At 67.6% G+C, this 19,798-nt stretch carries 21 protein-coding genes; 9 read left to right on the top strand and 12 right to left on the bottom strand.

All coding sequences use genetic code 11. The features are described from left to right. Positions 1-17: 17 nt before the first annotated feature. Entirely contained in the window at positions 18-1,313 is a 1,296-nt protein-coding gene (locus tag CK240_RS01950) for an amidohydrolase family protein (protein WP_095638639.1), read from the top strand. Positions 1,314-1,885: 572 nt separating this feature from the next. Here the strand turns inward: CK240_RS01950 and CK240_RS01940 are convergent. Then, a complete protein-coding gene (locus CK240_RS01940) occupies positions 1,886-2,542 on the bottom strand; it encodes a GntR family transcriptional regulator (protein WP_240517244.1) in 657 nt (218 codons plus the stop codon). A 138-nt stretch (positions 2,543-2,680) separates the two neighbouring features. Here CK240_RS01940 and uxaC point away from each other — a divergent pair, with 138 nt between their 5' ends. From uxaC to kduD, 7 genes are all read left to right on the top strand, one after another. Continuing rightward, a complete protein-coding gene (gene uxaC, locus CK240_RS01935; RefSeq protein ID WP_095638636.1) occupies positions 2,681-4,087 on the top strand; it encodes a glucuronate isomerase in 1,407 nt (468 codons plus the stop codon). Positions 4,088-4,109: 22 nt separating this feature from the next. Beyond that, a complete protein-coding gene (locus tag CK240_RS01930) occupies positions 4,110-5,093 on the top strand; it encodes a TRAP transporter substrate-binding protein (protein ID WP_095638635.1) in 984 nt (327 codons plus the stop codon). A gap of 61 nt (positions 5,094-5,154) precedes the next feature. Further along, positions 5,155-5,688 carry a TRAP transporter small permease gene (locus CK240_RS01925; protein ID WP_095638634.1) on the top strand — a complete coding sequence of 178 codons (534 nt, stop codon included), beginning with the start codon at positions 5,155-5,157 and terminating at the stop codon, positions 5,686-5,688. Position 5,689: 1 nt separating this feature from the next. After that, positions 5,690-6,970, top strand: coding sequence for a TRAP transporter large permease (locus CK240_RS01920; RefSeq protein ID WP_095638633.1), 1,281 nt, complete (start codon positions 5,690-5,692; stop codon positions 6,968-6,970). Continuing rightward, the gene (locus CK240_RS01915) at positions 6,967-7,248 is read left to right on the top strand and encodes a cupin domain-containing protein (protein ID WP_095638632.1); all 282 of its coding nucleotides are present in this window, start codon (positions 6,967-6,969) and stop codon (positions 7,246-7,248) included. Before CK240_RS01920 ends, CK240_RS01915 begins: the two co-directional genes overlap by 4 nt. Positions 7,249-7,259: 11 nt before the next feature. Continuing rightward, entirely contained in the window at positions 7,260-8,087 is an 828-nt protein-coding gene (gene kduI / locus CK240_RS01910) for a 5-dehydro-4-deoxy-D-glucuronate isomerase (protein ID WP_095638631.1), read from the top strand. Next, positions 8,084-8,809: a 2-dehydro-3-deoxy-D-gluconate 5-dehydrogenase KduD gene (kduD, locus tag CK240_RS01905; protein WP_095638630.1), complete on the top strand. Its 726-nt coding sequence runs from the start codon at positions 8,084-8,086 to the stop codon at positions 8,807-8,809. The genes kduI and kduD overlap by 4 nt, the downstream gene beginning before the upstream one ends. Before the next feature lie 208 nt (positions 8,810-9,017). On the opposite strand, the gene CK240_RS01900 is transcribed toward kduD, so the two are convergent. The 10 genes from CK240_RS01900 to pobA are packed head-to-tail and all read right to left on the bottom strand — an operon-like array spanning position 9,018 to position 17,797. Then, a complete protein-coding gene (locus CK240_RS01900) occupies positions 9,018-10,337 on the bottom strand; it encodes a TRAP transporter large permease (protein ID WP_095638629.1) in 1,320 nt (439 codons plus the stop codon). After that, positions 10,334-10,855, bottom strand: a complete 522-nt coding sequence (locus CK240_RS01895) for a TRAP transporter small permease (RefSeq protein WP_095638628.1) — start codon at positions 10,853-10,855, stop codon at positions 10,334-10,336. The genes CK240_RS01900 and CK240_RS01895 overlap by 4 nt, the downstream gene beginning before the upstream one ends. Before the next feature lie 11 nt (positions 10,856-10,866). Then, a complete protein-coding gene (locus tag CK240_RS01890; RefSeq protein WP_240517243.1) occupies positions 10,867-11,895 on the bottom strand; it encodes a TRAP transporter substrate-binding protein in 1,029 nt (342 codons plus the stop codon). Between the two features lie 23 nt (positions 11,896-11,918). Continuing rightward, positions 11,919-13,190, bottom strand: coding sequence for a lyase family protein (locus CK240_RS01885; protein WP_095638627.1), 1,272 nt, complete (start codon positions 13,188-13,190; stop codon positions 11,919-11,921). Next, positions 13,187-14,026 carry a 3-oxoadipate:acetyl-CoA acetyltransferase gene (locus tag CK240_RS01880; RefSeq protein WP_095638626.1) on the bottom strand — a complete coding sequence of 280 codons (840 nt, stop codon included), beginning with the start codon at positions 14,024-14,026 and terminating at the stop codon, positions 13,187-13,189. Before CK240_RS01880 ends, CK240_RS01885 begins: the two co-directional genes overlap by 4 nt. A 5-nt stretch (positions 14,027-14,031) precedes the next feature. Continuing rightward, a complete protein-coding gene (locus tag CK240_RS01875) occupies positions 14,032-14,742 on the bottom strand; it encodes a protocatechuate 3,4-dioxygenase subunit alpha (RefSeq protein WP_095638625.1) in 711 nt (236 codons plus the stop codon). Beyond that, positions 14,742-15,464, bottom strand: coding sequence for a protocatechuate 3,4-dioxygenase subunit beta (gene pcaH, locus CK240_RS01870; protein WP_095638624.1), 723 nt, complete (start codon positions 15,462-15,464; stop codon positions 14,742-14,744). The genes CK240_RS01875 and pcaH overlap by 1 nt, the downstream gene beginning before the upstream one ends. Then, positions 15,461-15,847, bottom strand: coding sequence for a 4-carboxymuconolactone decarboxylase (gene pcaC, locus CK240_RS01865; protein WP_095638623.1), 387 nt, complete (start codon positions 15,845-15,847; stop codon positions 15,461-15,463). Before pcaC ends, pcaH begins: the two co-directional genes overlap by 4 nt. Further along, a complete protein-coding gene (gene pcaD / locus CK240_RS01860; protein WP_095638622.1) occupies positions 15,840-16,628 on the bottom strand; it encodes a 3-oxoadipate enol-lactonase in 789 nt (262 codons plus the stop codon). Before pcaD ends, pcaC begins: the two co-directional genes overlap by 8 nt. Continuing rightward, the gene (gene pobA, locus CK240_RS01855) at positions 16,628-17,797 is read right to left on the bottom strand and encodes a 4-hydroxybenzoate 3-monooxygenase (RefSeq protein ID WP_095638621.1); all 1,170 of its coding nucleotides are present in this window, start codon (positions 17,795-17,797) and stop codon (positions 16,628-16,630) included. The genes pcaD and pobA overlap by 1 nt, the downstream gene beginning before the upstream one ends. An 87-nt stretch (positions 17,798-17,884) precedes the next feature. Here pobA and pcaQ point away from each other — a divergent pair, with 87 nt between their 5' ends. Further along, the gene (gene pcaQ / locus CK240_RS01850) at positions 17,885-18,805 is read left to right on the top strand and encodes a pca operon transcription factor PcaQ (RefSeq protein WP_167649943.1); all 921 of its coding nucleotides are present in this window, start codon (positions 17,885-17,887) and stop codon (positions 18,803-18,805) included. Here pcaQ and CK240_RS01845 read toward each other — a convergent pair whose 3' ends face one another. Continuing rightward, positions 18,806-19,702: a helix-turn-helix transcriptional regulator gene (locus CK240_RS01845; RefSeq protein WP_167649942.1), complete on the bottom strand. Its 897-nt coding sequence runs from the start codon at positions 19,700-19,702 to the stop codon at positions 18,806-18,808. Positions 19,703-19,798 lie beyond the last annotated feature (96 nt).

Here is a 19,798-nt window from a genome sequence, read left to right as displayed (position 1 = left end):
ATGCAAGGGACTATGCCATGTTCGACACGATCCTGACCGGAGTGAACCTGCCCGACGGCCGTACCGGCATGGACGTCGGCCTGCAGGGCGGCCGCATCGTCGCGATCGAGCGCAGCCTGCCAGCCGAGGCGGGCGAGGCTATCGACGGCACCGGCCGCCTGCTGTCCCCCGCCTTCTGCGACCCGCATTTCCACATGGATGCGACCCTGTCCCTGGGCCTGCCGCGCATGAACCTTTCGGGCACGCTGCTGGAAGGGATCGCGCTGTGGGGCGAGCTTCGCCCGACGCTTGCGCGCGAGGCGCTGGTGGAACGGGCACTGCGTTATTGCGACCTCGCCGTGTCGCAGGGCGTGCTGTTCATCCGCAGCCATGTCGATACCTCGGACCCGCGCCTCGTCACCGCCGAGGCGCTGATCGAGGTGCGCGACCTCGTCAGGCCCTACCTCGACCTGCAACTCGTGGCCTTCCCGCAGGACGGCTATTTCCGCGCGCCCGAGGGCGTCCGGTCGCTCGAGCGCGCGCTCGACATGGGCCTCGACGTCGTGGGCGGCATCCCCCATTTCGAGCGCACGATGGAGGACGGGCGCGCCTCGGTCGAGGCGCTCTGCCGGCTTGCCGCCGAGCGCGGGCTGCCGGTCGACATCCACTGCGACGAGACCGACGACCCCCTCAGCCGCCATGTCGAGACGCTAGCCGCCGAAACCGTCCGGCACGGGCTTCAGGGCCGGGTCGCGGGGTCGCACCTGACCTCGATGCATTCGATGGACAACTATTACGTTTCGAAGCTCATCCCGCTGATGGCCGAGGCACGGATGAACGTCATCGCCAACCCGCTCATCAACATCATGCTGCAGGGCCGTCACGATACCTACCCTAAGCGGCGCGGCCTGACGCGGGTGCGCGAGCTGATGGCGGCGGGGATCAACGTCGCGCTGGGGCAGGACTGCTGCATGGACCCGTGGTACTCGATGGGGTCTGCCGACATGCTCGAGGTGGCGCACATGGCGGTCCACGTGGCGCAGATGGGCGGGATCGAGGACAAGGCGCGGCTATTCGACGCCATCACCGTGAACTCGGCGGGGGCGATGGGGCTAGAGGGCTACGGCTTGGCCGTGGGCTGCAAGGCCGACCTGGTGCTGCTGCAGGCGGCAGACGTGCCGGAGGCGATCCGTCAGAAGCCGACCCGCCTGCTGGTGCTGCGCAACGGCAAGGTCATCAGCCGCACCGCCCCCCGCCTGCCGCAACTGTCCCTGCCCGGCCGGCCGCCGGAGATCGACCCCGGGCGGGACTTCCGGCCGGTGCACCAGGGGTGACAGGAGAACAAGCTGGTCTGCCCTCTACCGAGTGGTCTTCCCGGAAGTGGGCTTTCGAGCCAAATGGAGGACGGAAGAACACTTCGGAAGAAGCACAAGCTTGGGAGAGCGTTGCCAGGTTTCGGCAGGCCAGGCCCGTGTCACAGGGCTAGGCCGTGGCCGAGGCGGTGCGGACAATCGGCGTGACGCAGTTCACCTGCAAGAGGCGGTGCAGGAGTTCGGCGGTCTGCAGAGCGGCGAGGTCGAACGCAACGGAGGGCTGAAGTTTCCGAGGAAACCGATGCGCCCGCACGGGCGCCCCGAGCGGATCGTCCTCCCCGTTCCGGCGACAAGAACGGGCGATGCTGCGCCTCCGGCGGATGAAGACGCTTCGGTTCTTCGCTCCCGCCCATTCCTCCGTCCCCAACCACGTCAACCGGAATTGCGGCCTCTCCCGACGTCAGCACTTCAAGGCCAGCCGAACCGCCGCGTCTGCCGAGTGTCGGCGGTTCGCCACCCCCTGAGAACTGGTTCCCGCGAACGCCGAGACGAGTGCACCCTCGTCGCGCTGGCGGACGCCGGTCGGCGGTCGGCTATCTTTCCAGCATTTCGGGCTGTTCTATCCGCAGCCGTTCCAGTGTTTCGTCGATCCGGGACAGATGCGCGATGATCGCCCGGACTGCCGTTCCGGCATCGCGCGCCCGAAGCGCGGCCAGGATCACGCGGTGTTCGCCAAGGGCCGTGGCCGCGTTGTAGGACAGCGACAGATAGCGCGCGCGATCCATGTGGCCCTTGTTGTCCTTGATCAGGGTCCAAACGAAGCTCAGCCCCGAATGATCGCAGATGTCATGGTGGAACTGTTCGTCCAGGGCATGGAACAGGCTGCGGTCGTCGGCGGCCACCGCGGTCTCCTGCTGCGTCAGCAGATCGTCCAGCGCGTCGTGCTGCTGCTCGGTCAGGCGCGTGGCGGCGTCGCGCATGCAGGCGACCTCAAGCGCCTCGCGGATGAAATGGGCGCGGCGGATCGCTTCCTCGGAGATCCGGGTCACGACCGTCGCCCGCTGCGGCCGGATCTGGATGAAGCCCTGCTGCGACAGCCGGTAGAAGGCGTCCCGCACCGGCTGGCGCGACACCCCCATCCTTGCCGCCACCTCGGCTTCCGACAGCCTCGCCCCGGGCGGCAGGGACAGGTCCACCACGCGTTCGTACAACGCCTCGTAGATCTGGTCCGTAGCCGTGCGCGGCCGCATGTCGTCCAGCGAGGGCAGAGTGTCAGAAACAGATCGGTCTGGCTGCACCATGACGAAACCGCGAGATTGACCCATTACTACAACTGGCATATTAGATGAGTAGATTATTCGCAAGTCGATTCGGGGGGAGTTGCGCGGATGATGCTGCTGGACGAGGATCGGCTGTTTCCGCCCGACCCGCGGACGCGCGACCTTGCGCGGGCGCTTTACGGGGCCGTCCGGGACCTGCCGATCGTCAGCCCTCACGGCCACACCGACCCCCGCTGGTATGCCGAGAACCAGCCGTTTCCCGACCCGGCGCAGTTGTTCGTGACGCCCGATCATTACGTGTTCCGGATGCTTGCGTCGCAGGGCGTGGCCCTCACCGACCTGGGCGTGCCGCGCGTGGACGGCGGCCCGACCGAAACGGACGGACGCAAGATCTGGCGGCTGTTTGCCAGCCATTATCACCTGTTCGCGGGGACGCCCTCGCGGCTTTGGCTGGATCACAGCTTCCAGCATGTCTTCGGCATCGACCGGCGCCTGTCGGCGGACACGGCGGACTGGTATTACGACCATATCGCCGATTGCCTGTCCCGCCCCGAGTTCCGCCCCCGCGCGCTGTTCGAGCGTTTCAACATCGAGGTGATCGCCACCACCGAGGCGGCCACCGACGATCTGCGCTGGCACCGGATGATCCGCGAGTCCGGCTGGACCGGCCGCGTCGTCACCGCCTACCGGCCCGATGGCGTTGTCGATCCTGAAATGGCCGGCTTTGCCGAGAACGTGGCACTGATGGGCCAGCAGACCGGCTTCGACACGGCGACATGGGCAGGCTACCTGGATGCGCACCGCGGCCGGCGTGCGTATTTCAAGGAGTTCGGCGCGACTTCCTCCGACCACGGCCACGCCACTGCCCGCACCGAGGATCTGCCGCAGTCCGACGCGGCGGCGCTGTTCGCAAAGGCGCTGAAGGGCGAATGCACGCCCGAGGAGGCCGACGCCTTCCGCGGCCAGATGCTGACCGAAATGGCGCGGATGAGCCTCGAGGACGGGCTGGTGCTGCAGATCCATCCGGGATCGCGGCGCAACCATTCCGATCAGGTGATGGCCATGTTCGGGCGCGACAAGGGCTTCGACATCCCCGGCCGCACCGACTATGTCGCCGCGCTGCGCCCGCTGCTGAACGCGGTGGGGATGCGCCCCGACCTGACGGTCGTGCTGTTCACCCTGGACGAAACGTCCTACGCGCGCGAGCTGGCCCCCCTTGCGGGGGCCTATCCGTGCCTGCGGCTCGGCCCCGCCTGGTGGTTCCACGACAGCGCCGAGGGCATGCGCAGGTTCCGCGAGATGACCACCGAAACCGCCGGCTTCTACAACACCGTCGGGTTCAACGACGACACCCGGGCCTTCTGCTCGATCCCCGCGCGCCACGATGTCGCGCGGCGGGTGGATTGCGCCTTCCTTGCCACCCTGGTCGCGACCGGACGCCTTCACGAGGAGGAAGCGCCCGACCTTGCGCACCAGCTGACCTACGGGCTCGCCAAGAAGGCCTACAAACTCTGAACTTCACCAACGGGAGGATACAATGAAGTTCGTCACCACCACCCTTGCCGGATTGCTTCTGTCGGCCGCCGTCGTCACCGCCGCCTCGGCCGAATGCGAAACGACGCTGCGCTCGTCCGACACCCATCCCGACGGCTATCCGACCGTCGAGGGCGTCAAGGCGATGGCCGCCGAGGTCAAGGAAAAGACCAGCGGCCGCATCTGCATCGAGGTCTTTCCGTCGTCCCAGCTGGGCGAGGAAAAGGACACCATCGAGCAGACCCAGTTCGGCGTGATCGACATGGTGCGCGCCTCCTTCGGGTCGTTCAACGACATCGTGCCCGTCACGCAGCTGATGTCGCTGCCCTACCTGTTCACCTCGCCCGAACACCAGCACGCGGTCATGGACGGCCCCATCGGCGAGGAGATCGCCGAGGACTTCGCCGAAAAGGACCTGATCGCGCTGGCCTATTACGATGGCGGGGCGCGCAACTTCTACAACTCGCAGAAGCCCATCAAGACGATAGAAGACCTGAAGGGCATGAAGTTCCGCGTCATGCAGAACGACGTCTTCGTGGACATGATGTCGGCCCTGGGCGCGAACGCCACCCCCATGCCTTACGGCGAAGTGTATTCCTCGATCCAGACGGGCGTGATCGACGGGGCCGAGAACAACTTCCCGTCCTATGACAGCTCGGGCCATGCCGAGGTCGCCAAGTATTTCACGCTGGACCAGCACCTGATGGTCCCGGAACTGGTCGCCGTGTCCAGAACCACCTGGGAGAAGCTGTCCCCCGAGGATCAGGAGATCATGCGGACGGCCGCCAGGAACTCGGCCACGCTGCAGCGCAAGCTGTGGGCCGAACAGGAAAAGGCCAGCGAGGAAAAGGTCGTGGCGGCGGGCGCCGAGGTCATCAAGGACGTGGACAAGACCGCCTTCATCGAGGCGATGGCCCCCGTCTACGAGAAATACGTGACCACCCCCGAGGCGGAAGACCTGGTCAAGCGCATCCAGGCGACCAAGTGACGCATCGGCCCGCGGTTCCTGCCGCGGGCCTTTCCTTTCACGCAACCGAAGGGGTGACGCCATGCACGGCAGCATCGCCGCGTTGTCGCGCTTGAACGCCTGGCTTTCCCGCATCAGCCTTGCGCTGGCCGGCACCGGACTTGTGGCGATGACCGTTATCGTCTTTGCGCAGGTCTTCATGCGCTATGTCGTGAACGACAGCCTCTTGTGGGTCGAGCCTGTGGCGATCCTGCTGATGAGCTGGTTCATCTTCCTGGGCTCGGCGGTCGGCGTCCATGAAAGCTTCCACATGGGCTTCGACGTGCTGCTGTTCTTCCTGCCCGAAGGGGCGGGGAACTGGCTGCGGGCGCTGTCCGACCTGGCGGTGCTGGCCTTCAGCATCGGCATGGCGGTCTATGGCTGGCAACTGATGGCCAGGACCTGGGGATCGTCCCTGCCGGTGATCGGGCTGCCGGGGGGCTTCGGCTACATGCCGCTGTTCGCGGGCGGCGTGCTGATGACGCTGTTCGTGCTGGAACACCTGCTGATCCGCCTGTCCGGCCGCAAGGTCGAGGCTGCGCCCGATGCCCAAGACATCCTGATGACCGAGGCCTGATATGGAATACCTGATCCTGTTCGGCGTCTTCACCCTTCTGATGCTGATCGGCACGCCGATCGCCTTCTGCCTTGGCATCTCGAGCCTTGCCACCGTCGGCTATCTGGGCCTGCCGCCGCTCGTGGTGTTCCAGCGGCTTTCGGCGGGGATTTCGGTCTTCACGCTGATGGCCATTCCCTTCTTCATCTTCGCCGGCGACCTGATGGTGCGCGGCGGCATCGCCGCCCGGATCGTCCAGTTCGCCGGCTCGCTGATCGGCCATGTCCGGGGTGGCCTGGGACAGGTGAACATCGCCGCATCGACCCTGTTCGGCGGCATCTCCGGGTCGGCGGTGGCCGAGGCCGCAGCCGTCGGCGGCATCATGATTCCCCAGATGAGGGAACGCGGCTACGGCGCGGATTATGCGGTCAACGTGACCTCGATGGCGGCGCTGATCGCGCTGCTTCTTCCGCCCAGCCACAACATGATCATCTATTCGATCTCGGGCGGGGGGCGGATCTCGATTGCCGACCTGTTCACCGCCGGGATCATTCCGGGCCTGCTGCTGGCGCTTGCCCTGTCCTTCACCGCCTATCTGGTCGCCCGCAAGCGCGGCTATCCGACCGAACCGTTCCCCGGCTTCGCGCGCGCGGGCTACTTCCTGGTGCAGTCGCTGCCGGGAATGCTGCTGATCGCCATCATCTTCGGCGGCGTCCGGTCGGGCGTCTTCACCGCGACCGAAAGCAGTTGCGTCGCGGTGCTTTACGCGCTGCTGGTGACGGTTCTGGTTTATCGCAGCATGTCCTGGCAGGACTTCGTCCACGCCACCCAGCAGGCGGTGCGCACCACCGCGATGGTGCTGCTGATCATCGGCATGGCGGGGGCCTTCGGCTGGCTGATGGCCTATCTGCATGTGGCGCAGATCTCGCTGAACTGGATGCAGTCCGTATCCAGCAATCCTTTCGTGATCCTGCTGATGATCAACATCGTGCTGCTGGTCCTGGGCACCTTCATGGACATGTCGCCCCTGATCATCATCACCACGCCGATCTTCCTGCCGGTCGTGGCGGCCTTCGGCGTCGATCCGGTGCATTTCGGCGTCATCATGATCCTGAACCTCGGGATCGGGCTGAACACCCCGCCGCTCGGCCCCGTCCAGTTCGTCGCCGCCGCCGTGGCCCGCATCTCGATCTGGGAGGCGATGCGCAGCGTCTGGCCCTTCTATGCCGCGGGCCTCGTCGTGCTGCTGCTGGTGACCTATGTCCCCGCCCTGTCCCTCTGGCTGCCGAGCGTCTTCAAATGAGCGATCCCGTCCGCACCGTTCTGGCCCATTCCCCCGAACTGATGGTCGTCCGCTTCGCCTTCCGGGCGGGCGACCGGGGGGCGCTGCACAGCCACCCCCATGTGCAATCGACCTATGTGCAGTCGGGCCGCTACCGCTTCACCGTGGACGGCCGCGACTTCGAGGTCGGGCCGGGCGATGCCTTCGTCATTCCCTCGAATGCCGAACACGGCTGCACCTGCCTGGAGGGAGGAGAGCTGATCGACAGCTTCACCCCCCGCCGCGACGATTTCCTGTGAAAGGCCCTGCGATGACCACCCATGTCGAAACCCGCCACGCGATCCATCCCGATCATGCGAAACGCATGGACACGGCGGACCTGCGCCGGCATTTCCTGACCGAGGGCCTGTTCGCGGATGGCCAGATCCGGCTGGTGTATACCCACTACGACCGTTTCGTGCTGGGCGGCGCGGTGCCGAGCGGCGCCGACCTGACGCTGGACAGGATCGCCGAAACCAGAACCGCGAGCTTTCTGGAACGGCGCGAGATGGGCATCGTCAACATCGGCGAGGCCGGATCGGTCACGGCGGCGGGCCAGACATGGGAGATGAAGAAGGGCGACGTGCTTTACCTGGGCATGGGGTCCGGCGAGGTGACCTTCAGCGGCATGGGGCGGTTCTACATCACTTCCTGCCCCGCGCACCGGGAACTGCCCTGCCGGCTGATCACGGTCGAGGACGCGAAGGAGATGAAGACCGGCGCGGTGGAAACGTCCAACAAGCGCACCATCCGGCAGTTCATCCACCCGCTGGTCATGGAAAGCTGCCAGCTTGTGCTGGGCTATACCACGCTGGAGGACGGGTCCGTCTGGAACACCATCCCCTCCCACGTCCATGACCGGCGGATGGAGGCCTATCTGTATCACGGCATGGCGCCCGAGGCGCGCGTGCTGCACCTGATGGGCGAGCCGCAGGAAACCCGGCACCTGTTCGTTGCCAACGAACAGGCGGTGATCTCGCCGTCCTGGTCGATCCATTCCGGCGCGGGCATCGGCGGCTACACCTTCATCTGGGCCATGGCGGGCGACAACGTGGATTACACCGACATGGACTTCATCCAGCCGGAGGATCTGCGGTGAACCCGTTTTCGCTGGACGGGCAGACGGCGCTTGTCACCGGCGCCAATACCGGCATCGGCCAGGCCATCGCCGTCGCCCTGTCGCAGGCCGGGGCCGAGGTCATCGCCGCAGGCCGCCGCGATTGCGACGAGACGCTGGCGCTGATGGGACGCGGCAGGCAGATGCGGCTGGACTTCAGCGATCCGATGGCCGCGCGCGACGTGTTCGCGTCCGAGCGCATCGACATCCTGGTGAACAATGCCGGCATCATCCGCCGCGCCGACGCCGTCGATTTCTCGGAAGCCGACTGGGACGAGGTGATGGACACGAACCTCAAGGCCCTGTTCTTCACCTGCCAGGCCTTCGCCAAGGCGGCCCTGCCGCGCGGGCGAGGCAAGATCGTCAACATCGCGTCCTTGCTGTCGTTTCAGGGCGGCATCCGGGTCCCGTCCTATACCGCGTCCAAGCACGGCGTCGCGGGGCTGACCAGGCTGATGGCCAACGAATGGGCGGCACGCGGGCTGAACGTCAACGCCATCGCGCCGGGCTATATCGAGACAAACAACACCGAAGCCCTGCGCGCCGACCCGGACCGGTCGAAGGCGATCCTGGATCGCATCCCCGCAGGGCGCTGGGGCCGCCCCGAGGATATCGGCCAGACCGCCGTGTTCCTGTCCGCGCCCGCCTCCGACTATATCAACGGCGCGGTGCTGAACGTCGATGGAGGCTGGCTCGCCCGCTAGGCCGCCGCGGTCCAGGAAGAAGTCGTTGCTCGCCTTGACGGCGGCCCCGCCATGGCGGGGCCCGTCCTGCCAGTGCCCCGGCTCGCCCGTGCGATCGGCATGGGCTGCCGGGATCATGCCGCCGTCAGGCCGCGCGGGCGGCGCGTCGAGGCGCTTCGGCCCTTGTCGCTGCGCCGGGCGCCCGCGCCGTCGGCACGGGCCCGCCCCCTCAACCCAAGGCGCGGACCAGACCCAGTGTGACCACCGGGAAGGCGATCAGGAACCCGATGCGGATGATGTCCGAGATCAGGAAGGGCATCACGCCCTTGAAGCTTTCCCACATGGGCACGTCGCGGGCCATGCCGTTGATGACGAAGACGTTCATCCCGACCGGCGGCGTGATCAGCCCCACCTCGACCACCACCACGGCAAGGATGCCGAACCAGATCAGCGTGTCCTCGCGGTTCATGCCGAAATCCAGGCCGGCGATGATCGGATAGAAGATCGGGATGGTCAGCAGCAGCATGGACATCGAATCCATGACGCAGCCCATGGCCAGATACAGCAGCAGGATCGCCAGCAGCACCAACATCGGCGACAGCCCCGAGTCGACGATCATCTGCGAGGCGAGCATGGGCGTCTGCGTGGCCGACAGGAAGGCGTTGAACATCTCGGCCCCCAGCATGATCAGGAAGATCATGGCCGAGGTCTTGGCCGTGCCCTGAAGGCAGGCGATCAGCCCCTGCAGCCGCATCCCCCCATGCAGCACCGCCAGCACGAAGGCGCCGAAGGCCCCCACGGCCGCGCCCTCGGTGGGCGTGAACCAGCCGCGGTACATGCCCACGATGACCAGGGTGAAGATGAGGATGATCGACCAGGTTTCCTTCAGCGCGGCAAGCCGCTCGGACCAGCTTGCGGCGGGCGCGGCGGGGCCGGCGTCGGGCCGCAGCCGCACGAAGACCGCGACCGCGATCATGTAGCCCACGGCGGCGATGACGCCGGGGATCATGGCGGCCACGAACATCTTGGCGATGCTCTGCTCGGTCATCAGCGCGTAAAGGACAAGGATCACCGAGGGCGGGATCAGGATGCCCAGCGTGCCCCCTGCCGCCAGCGAGCCGGTCGAAAGCGCGCCCGAATAGTTGTAGCGCCGCATCTCGGGCAGCGCGACCTGCCCCATCGTGGCGGCGGTCGCCAGCGACGACCCGCAGATCGCCCCGAAGGCCGCGCAGCCCCCGATCGAGGCCATCGCCAGCCCGCCCCGCATTTGCCCCAGGAAGGCCGCCGCCGCGCGGTAAAGCGCCCGGCTCATCCCCGCGCGGGTCGCGAATTCACCCATCAGGACGAACAGCGGGATCACCGACAGCGAATAGGTCGAAAACTGGTAATAGGTGTTGGTCTTCAGATAGGCGAGCAGCGGCGACCAGCCGTTGACCAGCCCGTATCCGACCACCCCCGTCGCCAGCATCGAGACGGCGATCGGGATGCGGATCGCCATCAACGCCAGAAGGACCGCGAAGCCCGTCAGTCCGGCAGCAATCCCGGTCATGCGCGCGCCTCCTTCAGATGGCCGGCAAGGGTGAAGAAGATGGTCACGATCAGCAGCGCCATGGCCGGCAGGATGACGGTGAAGGCCCACCAGATCGGGATGCGCAGCACCATCGTCTGCTCGCCGTAGTCGTGGAACTCCATCGCGCCGGGGATCATGCGCCACAGGATCAGCGCGCCGATCAGCAGGTAGGTCAGGTCGCCCAGCGCCTCGAGCAGGTGGTTCGTGCGCGGGCCCGACTTCATGGTGAAGAAGTCGACCAGAACGTTGCCGCCGGTGATCTGGCACCAGGGCAGGAAGCAGAAGACGGCGATGGCCGAGCCGAGCTCGACCATCTCGAAGTCACCGGGGATCGGGGCGCCGAAGAGCGTCCGCCGGGTGACGCTGACGACGGTCATGATCATCATTCCCAGCAGCACCAGTCCGCCGATGACGGCGAACCAGCGGCAAAGCGCGACCAGCCACCCCGGCACGGGGACCGGGTGGGGGTGTTCGGTCAGCGGTTCGGCCTCGGCCATGCCCCTCTCCCTCACTTTGCGCCGGCTGCGGCCAGCATGGCCTTGGCGTCGTCCAGCATGGCCTGCCCGTCCTGGCCCGCATCCGTGGTCTGCTTGACCCAGGCATCCAGCACCGGCTGGGTCGCGTCGCGCCAGGGCTGCAGCTCGGCTTCCGGGATCACGTTGATCGCGGCGCCGGCGGTCACGTATTTCTGCCGCTCCTCGGCTTCGACGCGGTCGAAGGCCTCGCCCGCCAGCGCCGCGAGTTTGGCGCCCGAGTTGTCGTCGATCACCTTCTTCAGGTCGTCCGGCAGGCTGTCGTACTTGGCCCGGTTCATCACCAGCGCCATGACCGAGGTGGACATGCCGCCGTTCTCGGACCCGATCTCGGAATGGGACTTCGTGATCTCCTCGACGCGGAGGGAACCCACGACCTCCCACGGGATCTGCGCGCCGTCGATGACGCCGGTGGTCAGCGCCTGCGCAACCTCGGGCACGGGCATCCCCACGGCCGTCGCGCCCAGCGCGTTCAGCGCCTCGGTCATCGCGCGCGAGGGCGCACGGATCTTCTTGCCCTTCAGGTCGTCCAGCGAGTCGATCGGCTCGCCCGTCATGTGGAACTTGTAGCCGGCGGGCGCGTGCAGCAGCAGCGGGTGCACCTGCCGCATCTCGTCGCCCAGGTATTTCGCCTGGAACTGCTGCAGCGCGGCCGTGGTCTGGGCGGCGGTGCCGGACATGAAGGGCAGCTCGAACACCTCGGCCAGCGGGAAGCGGCCGGGGGTATAGCCCAGCAGCGTCCAGCTGACGTCCACGATGCCGTCGCGCGCCTGGTCGAACAGTTGCGGCGGCTTGCCGCCCAGCTGCATCGACGGGAAGATCTGCACGTCGATCCGGCCGCCGGACTGTTCCTCGACGGCCTTTTCCCAGGGAACCAGCACCTCGGTGTGCATCGGCGCGTCGGCCGACAGGAAATGGTGGACGCGCAGCGTCACGTCGGCGGCGCTTGCCGATGCGGTCAGCGCCAGCGTGGCGGCGGTGGCCGCAAGCAGGGTCTTGATCATGGTCTCTCCTCCCAGTGAGATCGTCATGGTTGCGCGATCCGGGCGGGGTCGAGTTCCCTTGCCCAGTCGGTTCCGGGGGCGAGGCGCGCAAGCGCCCCGGCCAGCGTGAGGCTGTCGTCCGCCGCGACCTGCGCCAGCGCCTCGGCCACGGTGTCAAGCGCCTGCCTGCGCGGCATCCGGCGGGCCAGCAGGAAGCCGGCGGCCTCGGCGCACATGCGGCCGCGGTCGGCGGCAAAGGTGGCGGCGATGCGATCGGGCACGGGGGCCAGGGTTTCGCCCAGTTCCCCCGCGATCCGCAGCGCGGCGGCGGTGCGTTCCAGCATGAAGGGCAGGATGTTCCATTCCAGCCCCAGCGCAGTGCCGTCGCGCTCCTGGGCATGGATCAGCGCCTGGTGCATTCCGGCGACATCGCCCGCGTTCAGCCGGGCCAGCGTCACCAGCGCCTCGGGCGCGACGGGATTGGCCTTCTGCGGCATGGTGGAGGATCCGCCGCCCGTTCCTGCCGTGACCTCGCCCACCTCGCTTTGCCCAAGCTGGATCAGGTCGAGGCCCATCTTGCCCAAGCCCCCCGTCACCAGGGACAGCCACCCGGCCAGTTCCGCCATCCCGTCGCGGGCCGCGTGCCAGGGGCCGGGCGGCACCGCCAGCCCCAGCGCCTGCGCCACCCGCGCCCGCAGCGCGTCGGCTTGAGGCCCGAGCGCCGTGCTGGTCCCGGCCGCTCCGTGCAGCGAGACCAGCAGCAGGCGCGGGCGCAGCTCCTCCAGCCGCTGGGTGTTCCGGGCCAGCATTCCCTGCCAGACGGCGATCTTCGCCCCCAGCGTCGTCGGCGCGGCGATCTGGTGGCGGGTGCGGGCGGGAATGGGAAGCCCGGCATGGGCGGCGGCCTTTTCGGCCAGCCGTTCCTCCAGCGCGGCAAGGCGCCCGGCCAGCAGGTCCAGCGCCTGCGCCAGTTGCAGGGCAAGACCCGTGTCCACGATGTCCTGCGAGGTCGCGCCGTAATGGGCATGGTCGCCCGCCTCGCCCGCGGCCTTCTTCAGCGCGGCGACGACGGGCTGGGCGGCGATGCCCGCCTTGGCGACCCCGGCCGCAAGATCGGCGGGATCGGGATCGAGGCCCTCGGCTGCCGCCACGATCCGTCGGGCGGCCCCGTCGGGGATCACGCCGAGGTCCGCCTGGGCGCGGGCCAGCGCGGCCTCGACCCGCAGCATCGCGGCGATGGCTGCGCGGTCGGACAAAAGCGCCGCCATCCCGGCGTCGCCGTAAAGCTGCCCCCAGAGGCCGCCCGCCATTGTCATGCAGGCATCCTGAGCCCGAGGATCTGCCGCGCCTGCTGCCAGGTGGCGACGGGGCGCCCGTATTTCTCGCACAGCTCCGCCGCGCGGCGCACCAGTGCGGCGTTCGAGGGCGCCAGCCGGTCGCGGTCCAGCCGCACGTTGTCCTCGAGCCCCGTGCGCGCGTGGCCCCCCGACGAGATCGCCCACTCATTGAGCACGATCTGGCTGGGCCCGATGCCCGCCGCGCACCAGGGCGCGGTCTCGCCGAACAGCCGCCTGACCGTGCGGATGTAGTAGTCGAACACCTCGCGGTCGGCGGGCATGGCGTTCTTCACGCCCATGACGAACTGCACATAGGGCGTGCCCTTCAGCCGCCCGTCGTCGGCCATCTTCCTGGCCTGCAGGATATGCGACAGGTCGAAGGCCTCGATCTCGGGCTTGACGTCGTATTTCAGCATCTCGGACGCCAGCCAGTCCACCAGCTCGGGCGGGTTCTCGTAGACGCGGTTGGGGAAGTTGTTCGACCCCACCGACAGGGACGCCATGTCGGGGCGCAGCGGCAGCATCCCGCCCCGCGCCTGCCCCGCGCCCGAGCGGCCCCCCGTCGAAAGCTGCACGATCAGCCCGGGGCAGTGCTTCTCAAGCCCCTCCTTGAGCGCGGCGAAGCGCTCGGGGTCCGAGGTGGGCTTTCCCTCGTCGTCGCGGACATGGCAGTGCGCGATGGTGGCGCCGGCCTCGAAGGCCTCGTGCGTGGACTCGATCTGCTCGGCCACGGTGATCGGCACCGCCGGGTTGTTCTCCTTGGTCGGCAACGACCCGGTGATGGCGACGCAGATGATGCAGGGGGTCTCGGTCATGGCACTCAGATATCGAAGAACACGGTTTCGCCTTCGCCTTGAAGACGGATGTCGAAGCGATAGACGGTCTTGCCGTCCCGCTCGCTGCGCTTGGCGATCAGGGTCGCGCGGCGGTTTTCCCATTCGATCAGGTTCAGCACCGGATCGGCGGCATTCGCCTCGGGCTCGTCCTCGAAATACATCCGGGTGTTCAGGCCGATGTTGATGCCGCGCGCGACGATCCAGAGGTTGAGGTGCGGCGCCATCGGCGCGTGCGTCTCGTCCTCGCGGCCCAGCCAGTCGGGATGGGTTTCCCGGACCCGCTGGTGGACGCCCGACTGCATCTTGCGCCGGGCATTGACCGGGCCGGGCTTGACCGTGTCGAAGCCCCATTCGCCGGTCTCGAAGTCGGTGATGACCCGGCCCCAGCCGCGAAAGCCTTCCTCGACCTCGCCGGGCACCTCGGAATGGGCATAGATCCCCTCGGCATTGGCCTGCCAGACCTCGATCAGCACGTCCTTGACCGGGCTGCCCATGCCGTCGATCACCACGCCCTCGACCCGGATACGCTCGCCCTTGGCGTTGGGGCCGGCGATGTCCCAGCCCAGTTCCTTGTCGAAGATCTGGAACCCCGCGGCGCCGGGCGCCAATCCGATATGGACATAAGGCCCGGCCGTCTGCGAGGACGATTCCTTGAGATACTGCGGCGCGTTGTTTCTTGCGTCCACGATCTTCATCAGTTCCCCTCCAGCCGGTTCTCGAACATCGTCGAGCGGCGGCCGCGCAGCACGATGTCGAAGCGATAGGCGATGCTGTCCAGCGGCACGCCCGCGTTCATGTCCAGCTTGGCCGTCAGCCGGTCGATGGCATCCGCATCGGGGATCGTGTGCACGATCGGGCAGATCGGGATCAGCGGATCGCCTTCGAAGTAAAGCTGCGTGATCAGGCGCTGGCAGAAGGCATGGCCGAAAACGGACACGTGAATATGCGCGGGCCGCCAGTTGTTCACCCAGTTCCGCCACGGGTAGGCGCCCGGCTTGATCGTGCGGAAGAAGTAATAACCGTTGTCATCCGTCAGCGTCCGCCCGCAGCCCCCGAAGTTCGGGTCGATGGGGGCCAGGTAGCTGTCCTTCTTGTGGCGGTAGCGGCCGCCCGCGTTGGCCTGCCAGACCTCGACAAGGGTGTTCGGCACGGGCCGCGCGTTCTCGTCCAGGACCCGGCCGTGGACGATGATCCGTTCCCCGACGGGATCGCCGGTCTTGGCGTAGTTCTTGATCAGGTCGTTGTCGATCGGGCTGATGTCGTTGTGCCCGAAGACCGGCCCCGTGGTTTCGGACACCGAGCCCTGAAGGCTGATCAGGCTGTAACGCGGGCTGCGGGCGACCGAGGTCTTGTAGTCGGGCGTCAGCGCCGGCGGGTGGATGCGCCGGTCGCGCTGGTAGTACTCCGCGGGTTTCATTTCGCCTCCTCCGCTTGCATCTCGGCATAGGTCTGCCGCGCGATCTTCAGTGCGTGGTTGGCCTTTGGCACGCCGCAGTAGATCGCGACATGCTGGAAGGACTCAAGCACGTCCTGCGGGCTGGCCCCGGTGCGGGCGGTCGCGCGGATATGCATGGGGATCTCCTCCCAGTTCCCCATGGCCGCCAGCAGCGCCAGCGTCAGCATCGAGCGTTCGCGCCGGCTGATCCCGTCCGAGGCCCAGACCGTGCCCCAGGCCGAATTCGTGATGAGTTCCTGGAAGGGACGGTCGAAGTCGGTCTTCTGCGCCTCGGCGCGATCGACATGGGCGTCGCCCAGCACCTCGCGGCGCACCTTCATGCCAAGGGCATGGCGATCAGACATGGCCGATCTCCTTCAGGAAACGGGACAGGATGGCCGCGTGGGCGCCGGGCGCCTCGACGCAGGGGATATGCGCGGCCGCCTCGATCAGGTCGAAGCGGGCGCCCGGGATCAGGTCGGCCGTGGCCCGCACCAGGTCGGGCGGGGTCGAACCGTCATGGCCGCCCGCGATCACCTGCACCGGCAGGTCCAAGCTGCGGGCGGAAGCGGTCAGGTCGGCCCCGGCGATGGCCTCGCAGCAGGCGATGTAGCCTTCCTGCGGCTGGCGGGCGAGCATCCGCTGCCAGACAGCGTCCCGCCCCCCGGCCCGGAAGGCGGGCGAGAACCAGCGCTCCATCGTCGGCTCGGCGATGCTGCCCAGCCCGTTCCGGCGGATCGCCTCGATCCGGGCGCCCCACATCGCGGCATCCCCGATCTTCGCGGCCGAGTTGGAAATCACCAGTCCGGCCAGCAGGTCGGGACGGCGCGCGGCCAGCGACTGGCCGATCAGCCCGCCGATGGACAGGCCGACGAAGACGACCTTTTTCAGGCCCAGCGCCTCGATCAGCGCGGCGGCGTCGTCCGCCAGCGTCTCGATGCTGTAGGGACCGGGGGTTTCCTCGGACAGCCCGTGCCCGCGCTTGTCATAGCGGACAAGCCGCAGCCCTTGCGGCAGATGCGGGATCAGTTCGTCCCAGACCCGCAGGTCGGTGCCCAGCGAGTTCGAGAACATCACTGCCGGGCCCTGCTCGGGCCCCGAAAGCGCCACATGCAGGTCGGCGCCGTTTGCCTGGATGGTGTGCATCAGTAGGGCAGCCCCACGTAGTTTTCCGCGAATGCCCGCTGCTGGGCCTTGTTGTCGCGCAGGAAGGCGATGTCAGCCTTCTGCATCTTGAGGTCGAAGGGCGACATGTGGGGATAGCGGTGCAGCAGGCTGCTGAACCACCAGCTGAACCGCTCGGCCTTCCAGACGCGCAGCAGCGCCTTTTCGGAATAACGGTCGATGCCCTCGCTGTCGCCTTCCCGGTAATACTGCACCAGCCCCTTGTAGAGGTAATGCACGTCGCTGGCCGCCGTGTTCAGCCCCTTGGCGCCGGTCGGCGGCACGATATGCGCCGCGTCGCCGCACAGGAACAGCCGGCCCCAGCGCATCGGCTCGGTCACGAAGGACCGCAGGGGAGCGATGGATTTCTCGATCGAGGGGCCGGTGACCATGCGCTCGGCGATCTCGGCGGGGACGCGGCGGCGAAGCTCGTCCCAGAAGGCCGCGTCGGACCAGTCGGACGGATGATCCGACAGCGCGCACTGGATGTAATAGCGCGACAGGTTGGCATTGCGCATGGAACAGAGCGCAAAGCCCCGGTCCGAGTTGGCGTAGATCAGTTCCTCGTGGACCGGCGGGGTTTCCGACAGGATGCCCAGCCAGCCGAAGGGATAGGTCTTCTCGTATTCCCGACGCACGCCCAGCGGGATGGCCTGGCGGCTGACCCCGTGGAAGCCGTCGCAGCCCGCCACGAAATCGCAGTCGATGCGGTGGCTCTGCCCCGCGCGGGTATAGGTGACATGGGGGTGGTCGGTGTCGGCGTCGTGGATCACGACATCGTCCACCTCGAAGACCGTCTCGGCGCCTGCCGCCTCGCGCGCGTCGTAAAGGTCGTGCGTGACCTCGGTCTGACCGTAGACGATCACCGGCGTGCCAGTCAGGTCCTTGAAATCGATGTGGAACATGCCGCCGTCCCAGGCGACCTGGGTGCCGTCATGGACGAAGCCCTCGCGGTGCAGGCGGTCGGCGACGCCGGCTTCCTCCATCAGGCGCACCAGCCCGGTTTCCAGCACGCCCGCGCGGATGCGGCCCAGCACATAGTCCCGCGTCTTGCGTTCCAGCACCACGGCCTCGATGCCGTTGCGGTGCAGAAGCTGGCCCAACAGCAGCCCGGACGGCCCGCCGCCGATGATGACGACTTGTGTGCGCATGTCAGATGCCTCCCCCACGACAAGTTGACCAGTTAGGCTTGGTAAGTAAAATGAGTTCTTCGGCTTCATCATTATCGGAATCGGCAAGTGTTGGATCGCAGAATCCGGCTGAGGCACATCCAGGCCTTTGTCGAGATCATCCGGCAGGGCAGCCTCAAGCGCGCCGCCGAGGCGCTGTTCCTGACCCAGCCTGCGATTTCCCGAACCATCGCCGAACTTGAGGAGATCGCGGGCGCGCGCCTCATGACCCGCAGCCGGCGCGGCGTCACGCTGACCCCGCAGGGCGAGTTCTTCCACGACCATGCGCTGAACGCGCTGGCGGCGCTGTCCAACGCCATGGCCGGGCTTTCGGGCGAGGGCGAGGCGGCGGCGCTGAGCTTGCGCGCGGGCGCCCTGCCCTCGGTCGCGGCGCGGCTGATGCCCGAAGTCGTGGCGGACCTTCAGGCCAGTGCGCCGCATCTGCAGCTGACGATCCTGGACGGGGCGCACGGGCACCTGACCTCGGCCCTGCGGTCGGGCGACCTCGACGTGGTGATCGGCCGGCTAGGGGCGCCCGAAACCATGCAGGGTCTCAGCTTCACGCAGCTCTACCTCGAGGATGTCGCCGTCGTGGTCCGGCCCGGCCACCCGATCCTGGACGACCCGGACCTGCGCCGGATCGCGGATTTCCCGGTGATCTATCCGCCCGAGGCCGCCGCGATCCGCCCCTTCGTCGAGCGGCTGCTGATCGCCGAGGGCGTGCCGCGCCTGCCGCGGCGGATCGAGACCGTGTCGGGCGCCTTCGGCATGGTCCACACGCCGCAAAGCGATGCCGTCTGGTTCATCTCGGCGGGCGTGGTCGCGCGCGAGGTCGCCGAGGGGCGGCTGGCGCGGCTGCCCATCGACACCACGCTGACCAAGGGGCCGGTTGGCCTGATGACCCGCGCCAGCCTGCCGGAAACGAGCGCCCAGCTTCTGTTCCGGCAGGCGGTGATGCGGGTGGCCGAGGGGTTCCCGGCCGGGACCTGATCAGGGCCAGTCCGCGAAGGAGGTCCGGGCAAGGCCGATCGCCTCGCTCTGGTTGCGGACCTGCTGGCGGAAGCGCGAGGGCGACAGCCCGCTCTGCCGTTTGAAGAAATGGCTGAACTCTGCGCTGTCGGGAAAGCCCAGCGCATGGGCGATCTGCTGGATCGGCTGGCCCGAGCGCTCAAGCCAGCTTGCCGCCTCGCGCATCATCCGGGCGTGGATCAGCTGCAGCGGCGCACGTTGCAGGTTGCGCTGGCAGATGCCGTGCAGCCGGTCATAGGTCACGCCCAGTTGCGCGGCATAATCGGCGACGCCCAGCCGCTTGTGGAAATGCAGCTCGACCAGCCGGCGGAAGCTCAGCAGCACATGGGCGTCGCTGCCCTGCGCCAGCCGCTGGGGCTCAGAGCCGCTGCTGCGCCAGATGTCGATCAGAAGCAGCCGCAGGCCGGCGAGGACGGCCATCTGCGCCCCCGGCGTTGGGCGCGACAACTCGTCCGCGATCCGCTCGGCCAGCGCGGCGGGGTCGGTCGCGGTGTCGGGGGCAAAGTCCCGCGCGATCATCAGATGGGTGCCGATGGGGGCAAGGAACTCGGATTCCGCCCGCGCGCCCACGGCCGCCGACAGAAGGGACGGCCCCATGCCCAGCAGCCATCCATCGCAGCCGGGGCCAAGGGTCAGCAGCACCCCGGGGCCGGGCGGCAGGATCAGGGCGGCAGGCGCTTCGGCCTCGCGGGAGCCGTCGCCCGCATCCACGGTGATCTCGCCCGCTTCGAGCAGCACCAGGTGGACGAACGGCTCATAGGCCCCACGTCCGGGCCGAATCACGGTGCTGCGCAGGCCCGTCGGCAGCCGCTCGGCACGGGCTGTCCTGTCCAGTCCGTCAACTGCCGTGTCCGCCATGCTGCATTCTGCCAGATAAACACAAGTCTCGGCCATAAACTGGCATTAATGGTTGGTGAGCAACCGCATATTTCTGAGGCATTCCGCAAAAACATG

This window comes from Paracoccus salipaludis, assembly GCF_002287065.1.
In the GTDB taxonomy this organism is placed as follows: Bacteria; Pseudomonadota; Alphaproteobacteria; order Rhodobacterales; family Rhodobacteraceae; genus Paracoccus; species Paracoccus salipaludis.
The sequence above is the reverse complement of the archived record's forward strand: the minus strand, read 5'-3'. Positions and strand labels throughout refer to the sequence as shown.

Excerpts from the sequence above, each read along its gene's own strand:
- pcaH (WP_095638624.1), bottom strand. The coding sequence starts at position 15,464 with ATGAAACCCGCGGAGTACTACCAGCGCGACCGGCGCATCCACCCGCCG.
- CK240_RS01885 (WP_095638627.1), bottom strand. The coding sequence starts at position 13,190 with ATGACAATGGCGGGCGGCCTCTGGGGGCAGCTTTACGGCGACGCCGGG.
- pcaD (WP_095638622.1), bottom strand. The coding sequence starts at position 16,628 with ATGCACACCATCCAGGCAAACGGCGCCGACCTGCATGTGGCGCTTTCG.
- CK240_RS01900 (WP_095638629.1), bottom strand. The coding sequence starts at position 10,337 with ATGACCGGGATTGCTGCCGGACTGACGGGCTTCGCGGTCCTTCTGGCG.
- CK240_RS01890 (WP_240517243.1), bottom strand. The coding sequence starts at position 11,895 with ATGATCAAGACCCTGCTTGCGGCCACCGCCGCCACGCTGGCGCTGACC.
- CK240_RS01930 (WP_095638635.1), top strand. The coding sequence starts at position 4,110 with ATGAAGTTCGTCACCACCACCCTTGCCGGATTGCTTCTGTCGGCCGCC.
- CK240_RS01920 (WP_095638633.1), top strand. The coding sequence starts at position 5,690 with ATGGAATACCTGATCCTGTTCGGCGTCTTCACCCTTCTGATGCTGATC.
- uxaC (WP_095638636.1), top strand. The coding sequence starts at position 2,681 with ATGATGCTGCTGGACGAGGATCGGCTGTTTCCGCCCGACCCGCGGACG.
- pcaC (WP_095638623.1), bottom strand. The coding sequence starts at position 15,847 with ATGTCTGATCGCCATGCCCTTGGCATGAAGGTGCGCCGCGAGGTGCTG.
- CK240_RS01895 (WP_095638628.1), bottom strand. The coding sequence starts at position 10,855 with ATGGCCGAGGCCGAACCGCTGACCGAACACCCCCACCCGGTCCCCGTG.
- CK240_RS01875 (WP_095638625.1), bottom strand. The coding sequence starts at position 14,742 with ATGAAGATCGTGGACGCAAGAAACAACGCGCCGCAGTATCTCAAGGAA.
- CK240_RS01940 (WP_240517244.1), bottom strand. The coding sequence starts at position 2,542 with ATGCGGCCGCGCACGGCTACGGACCAGATCTACGAGGCGTTGTACGAA.
- CK240_RS01915 (WP_095638632.1), top strand. The coding sequence starts at position 6,967 with ATGAGCGATCCCGTCCGCACCGTTCTGGCCCATTCCCCCGAACTGATG.
- kduI (WP_095638631.1), top strand. The coding sequence starts at position 7,260 with ATGACCACCCATGTCGAAACCCGCCACGCGATCCATCCCGATCATGCG.
- CK240_RS01845 (WP_167649942.1), bottom strand. The coding sequence starts at position 19,702 with ATGGCGGACACGGCAGTTGACGGACTGGACAGGACAGCCCGTGCCGAG.
- CK240_RS01925 (WP_095638634.1), top strand. The coding sequence starts at position 5,155 with ATGCACGGCAGCATCGCCGCGTTGTCGCGCTTGAACGCCTGGCTTTCC.
- CK240_RS01880 (WP_095638626.1), bottom strand. The coding sequence starts at position 14,026 with ATGACCGAGACCCCCTGCATCATCTGCGTCGCCATCACCGGGTCGTTG.
- pobA (WP_095638621.1), bottom strand. The coding sequence starts at position 17,797 with ATGCGCACACAAGTCGTCATCATCGGCGGCGGGCCGTCCGGGCTGCTG.
- CK240_RS01950 (WP_095638639.1), top strand. The coding sequence starts at position 18 with ATGTTCGACACGATCCTGACCGGAGTGAACCTGCCCGACGGCCGTACC.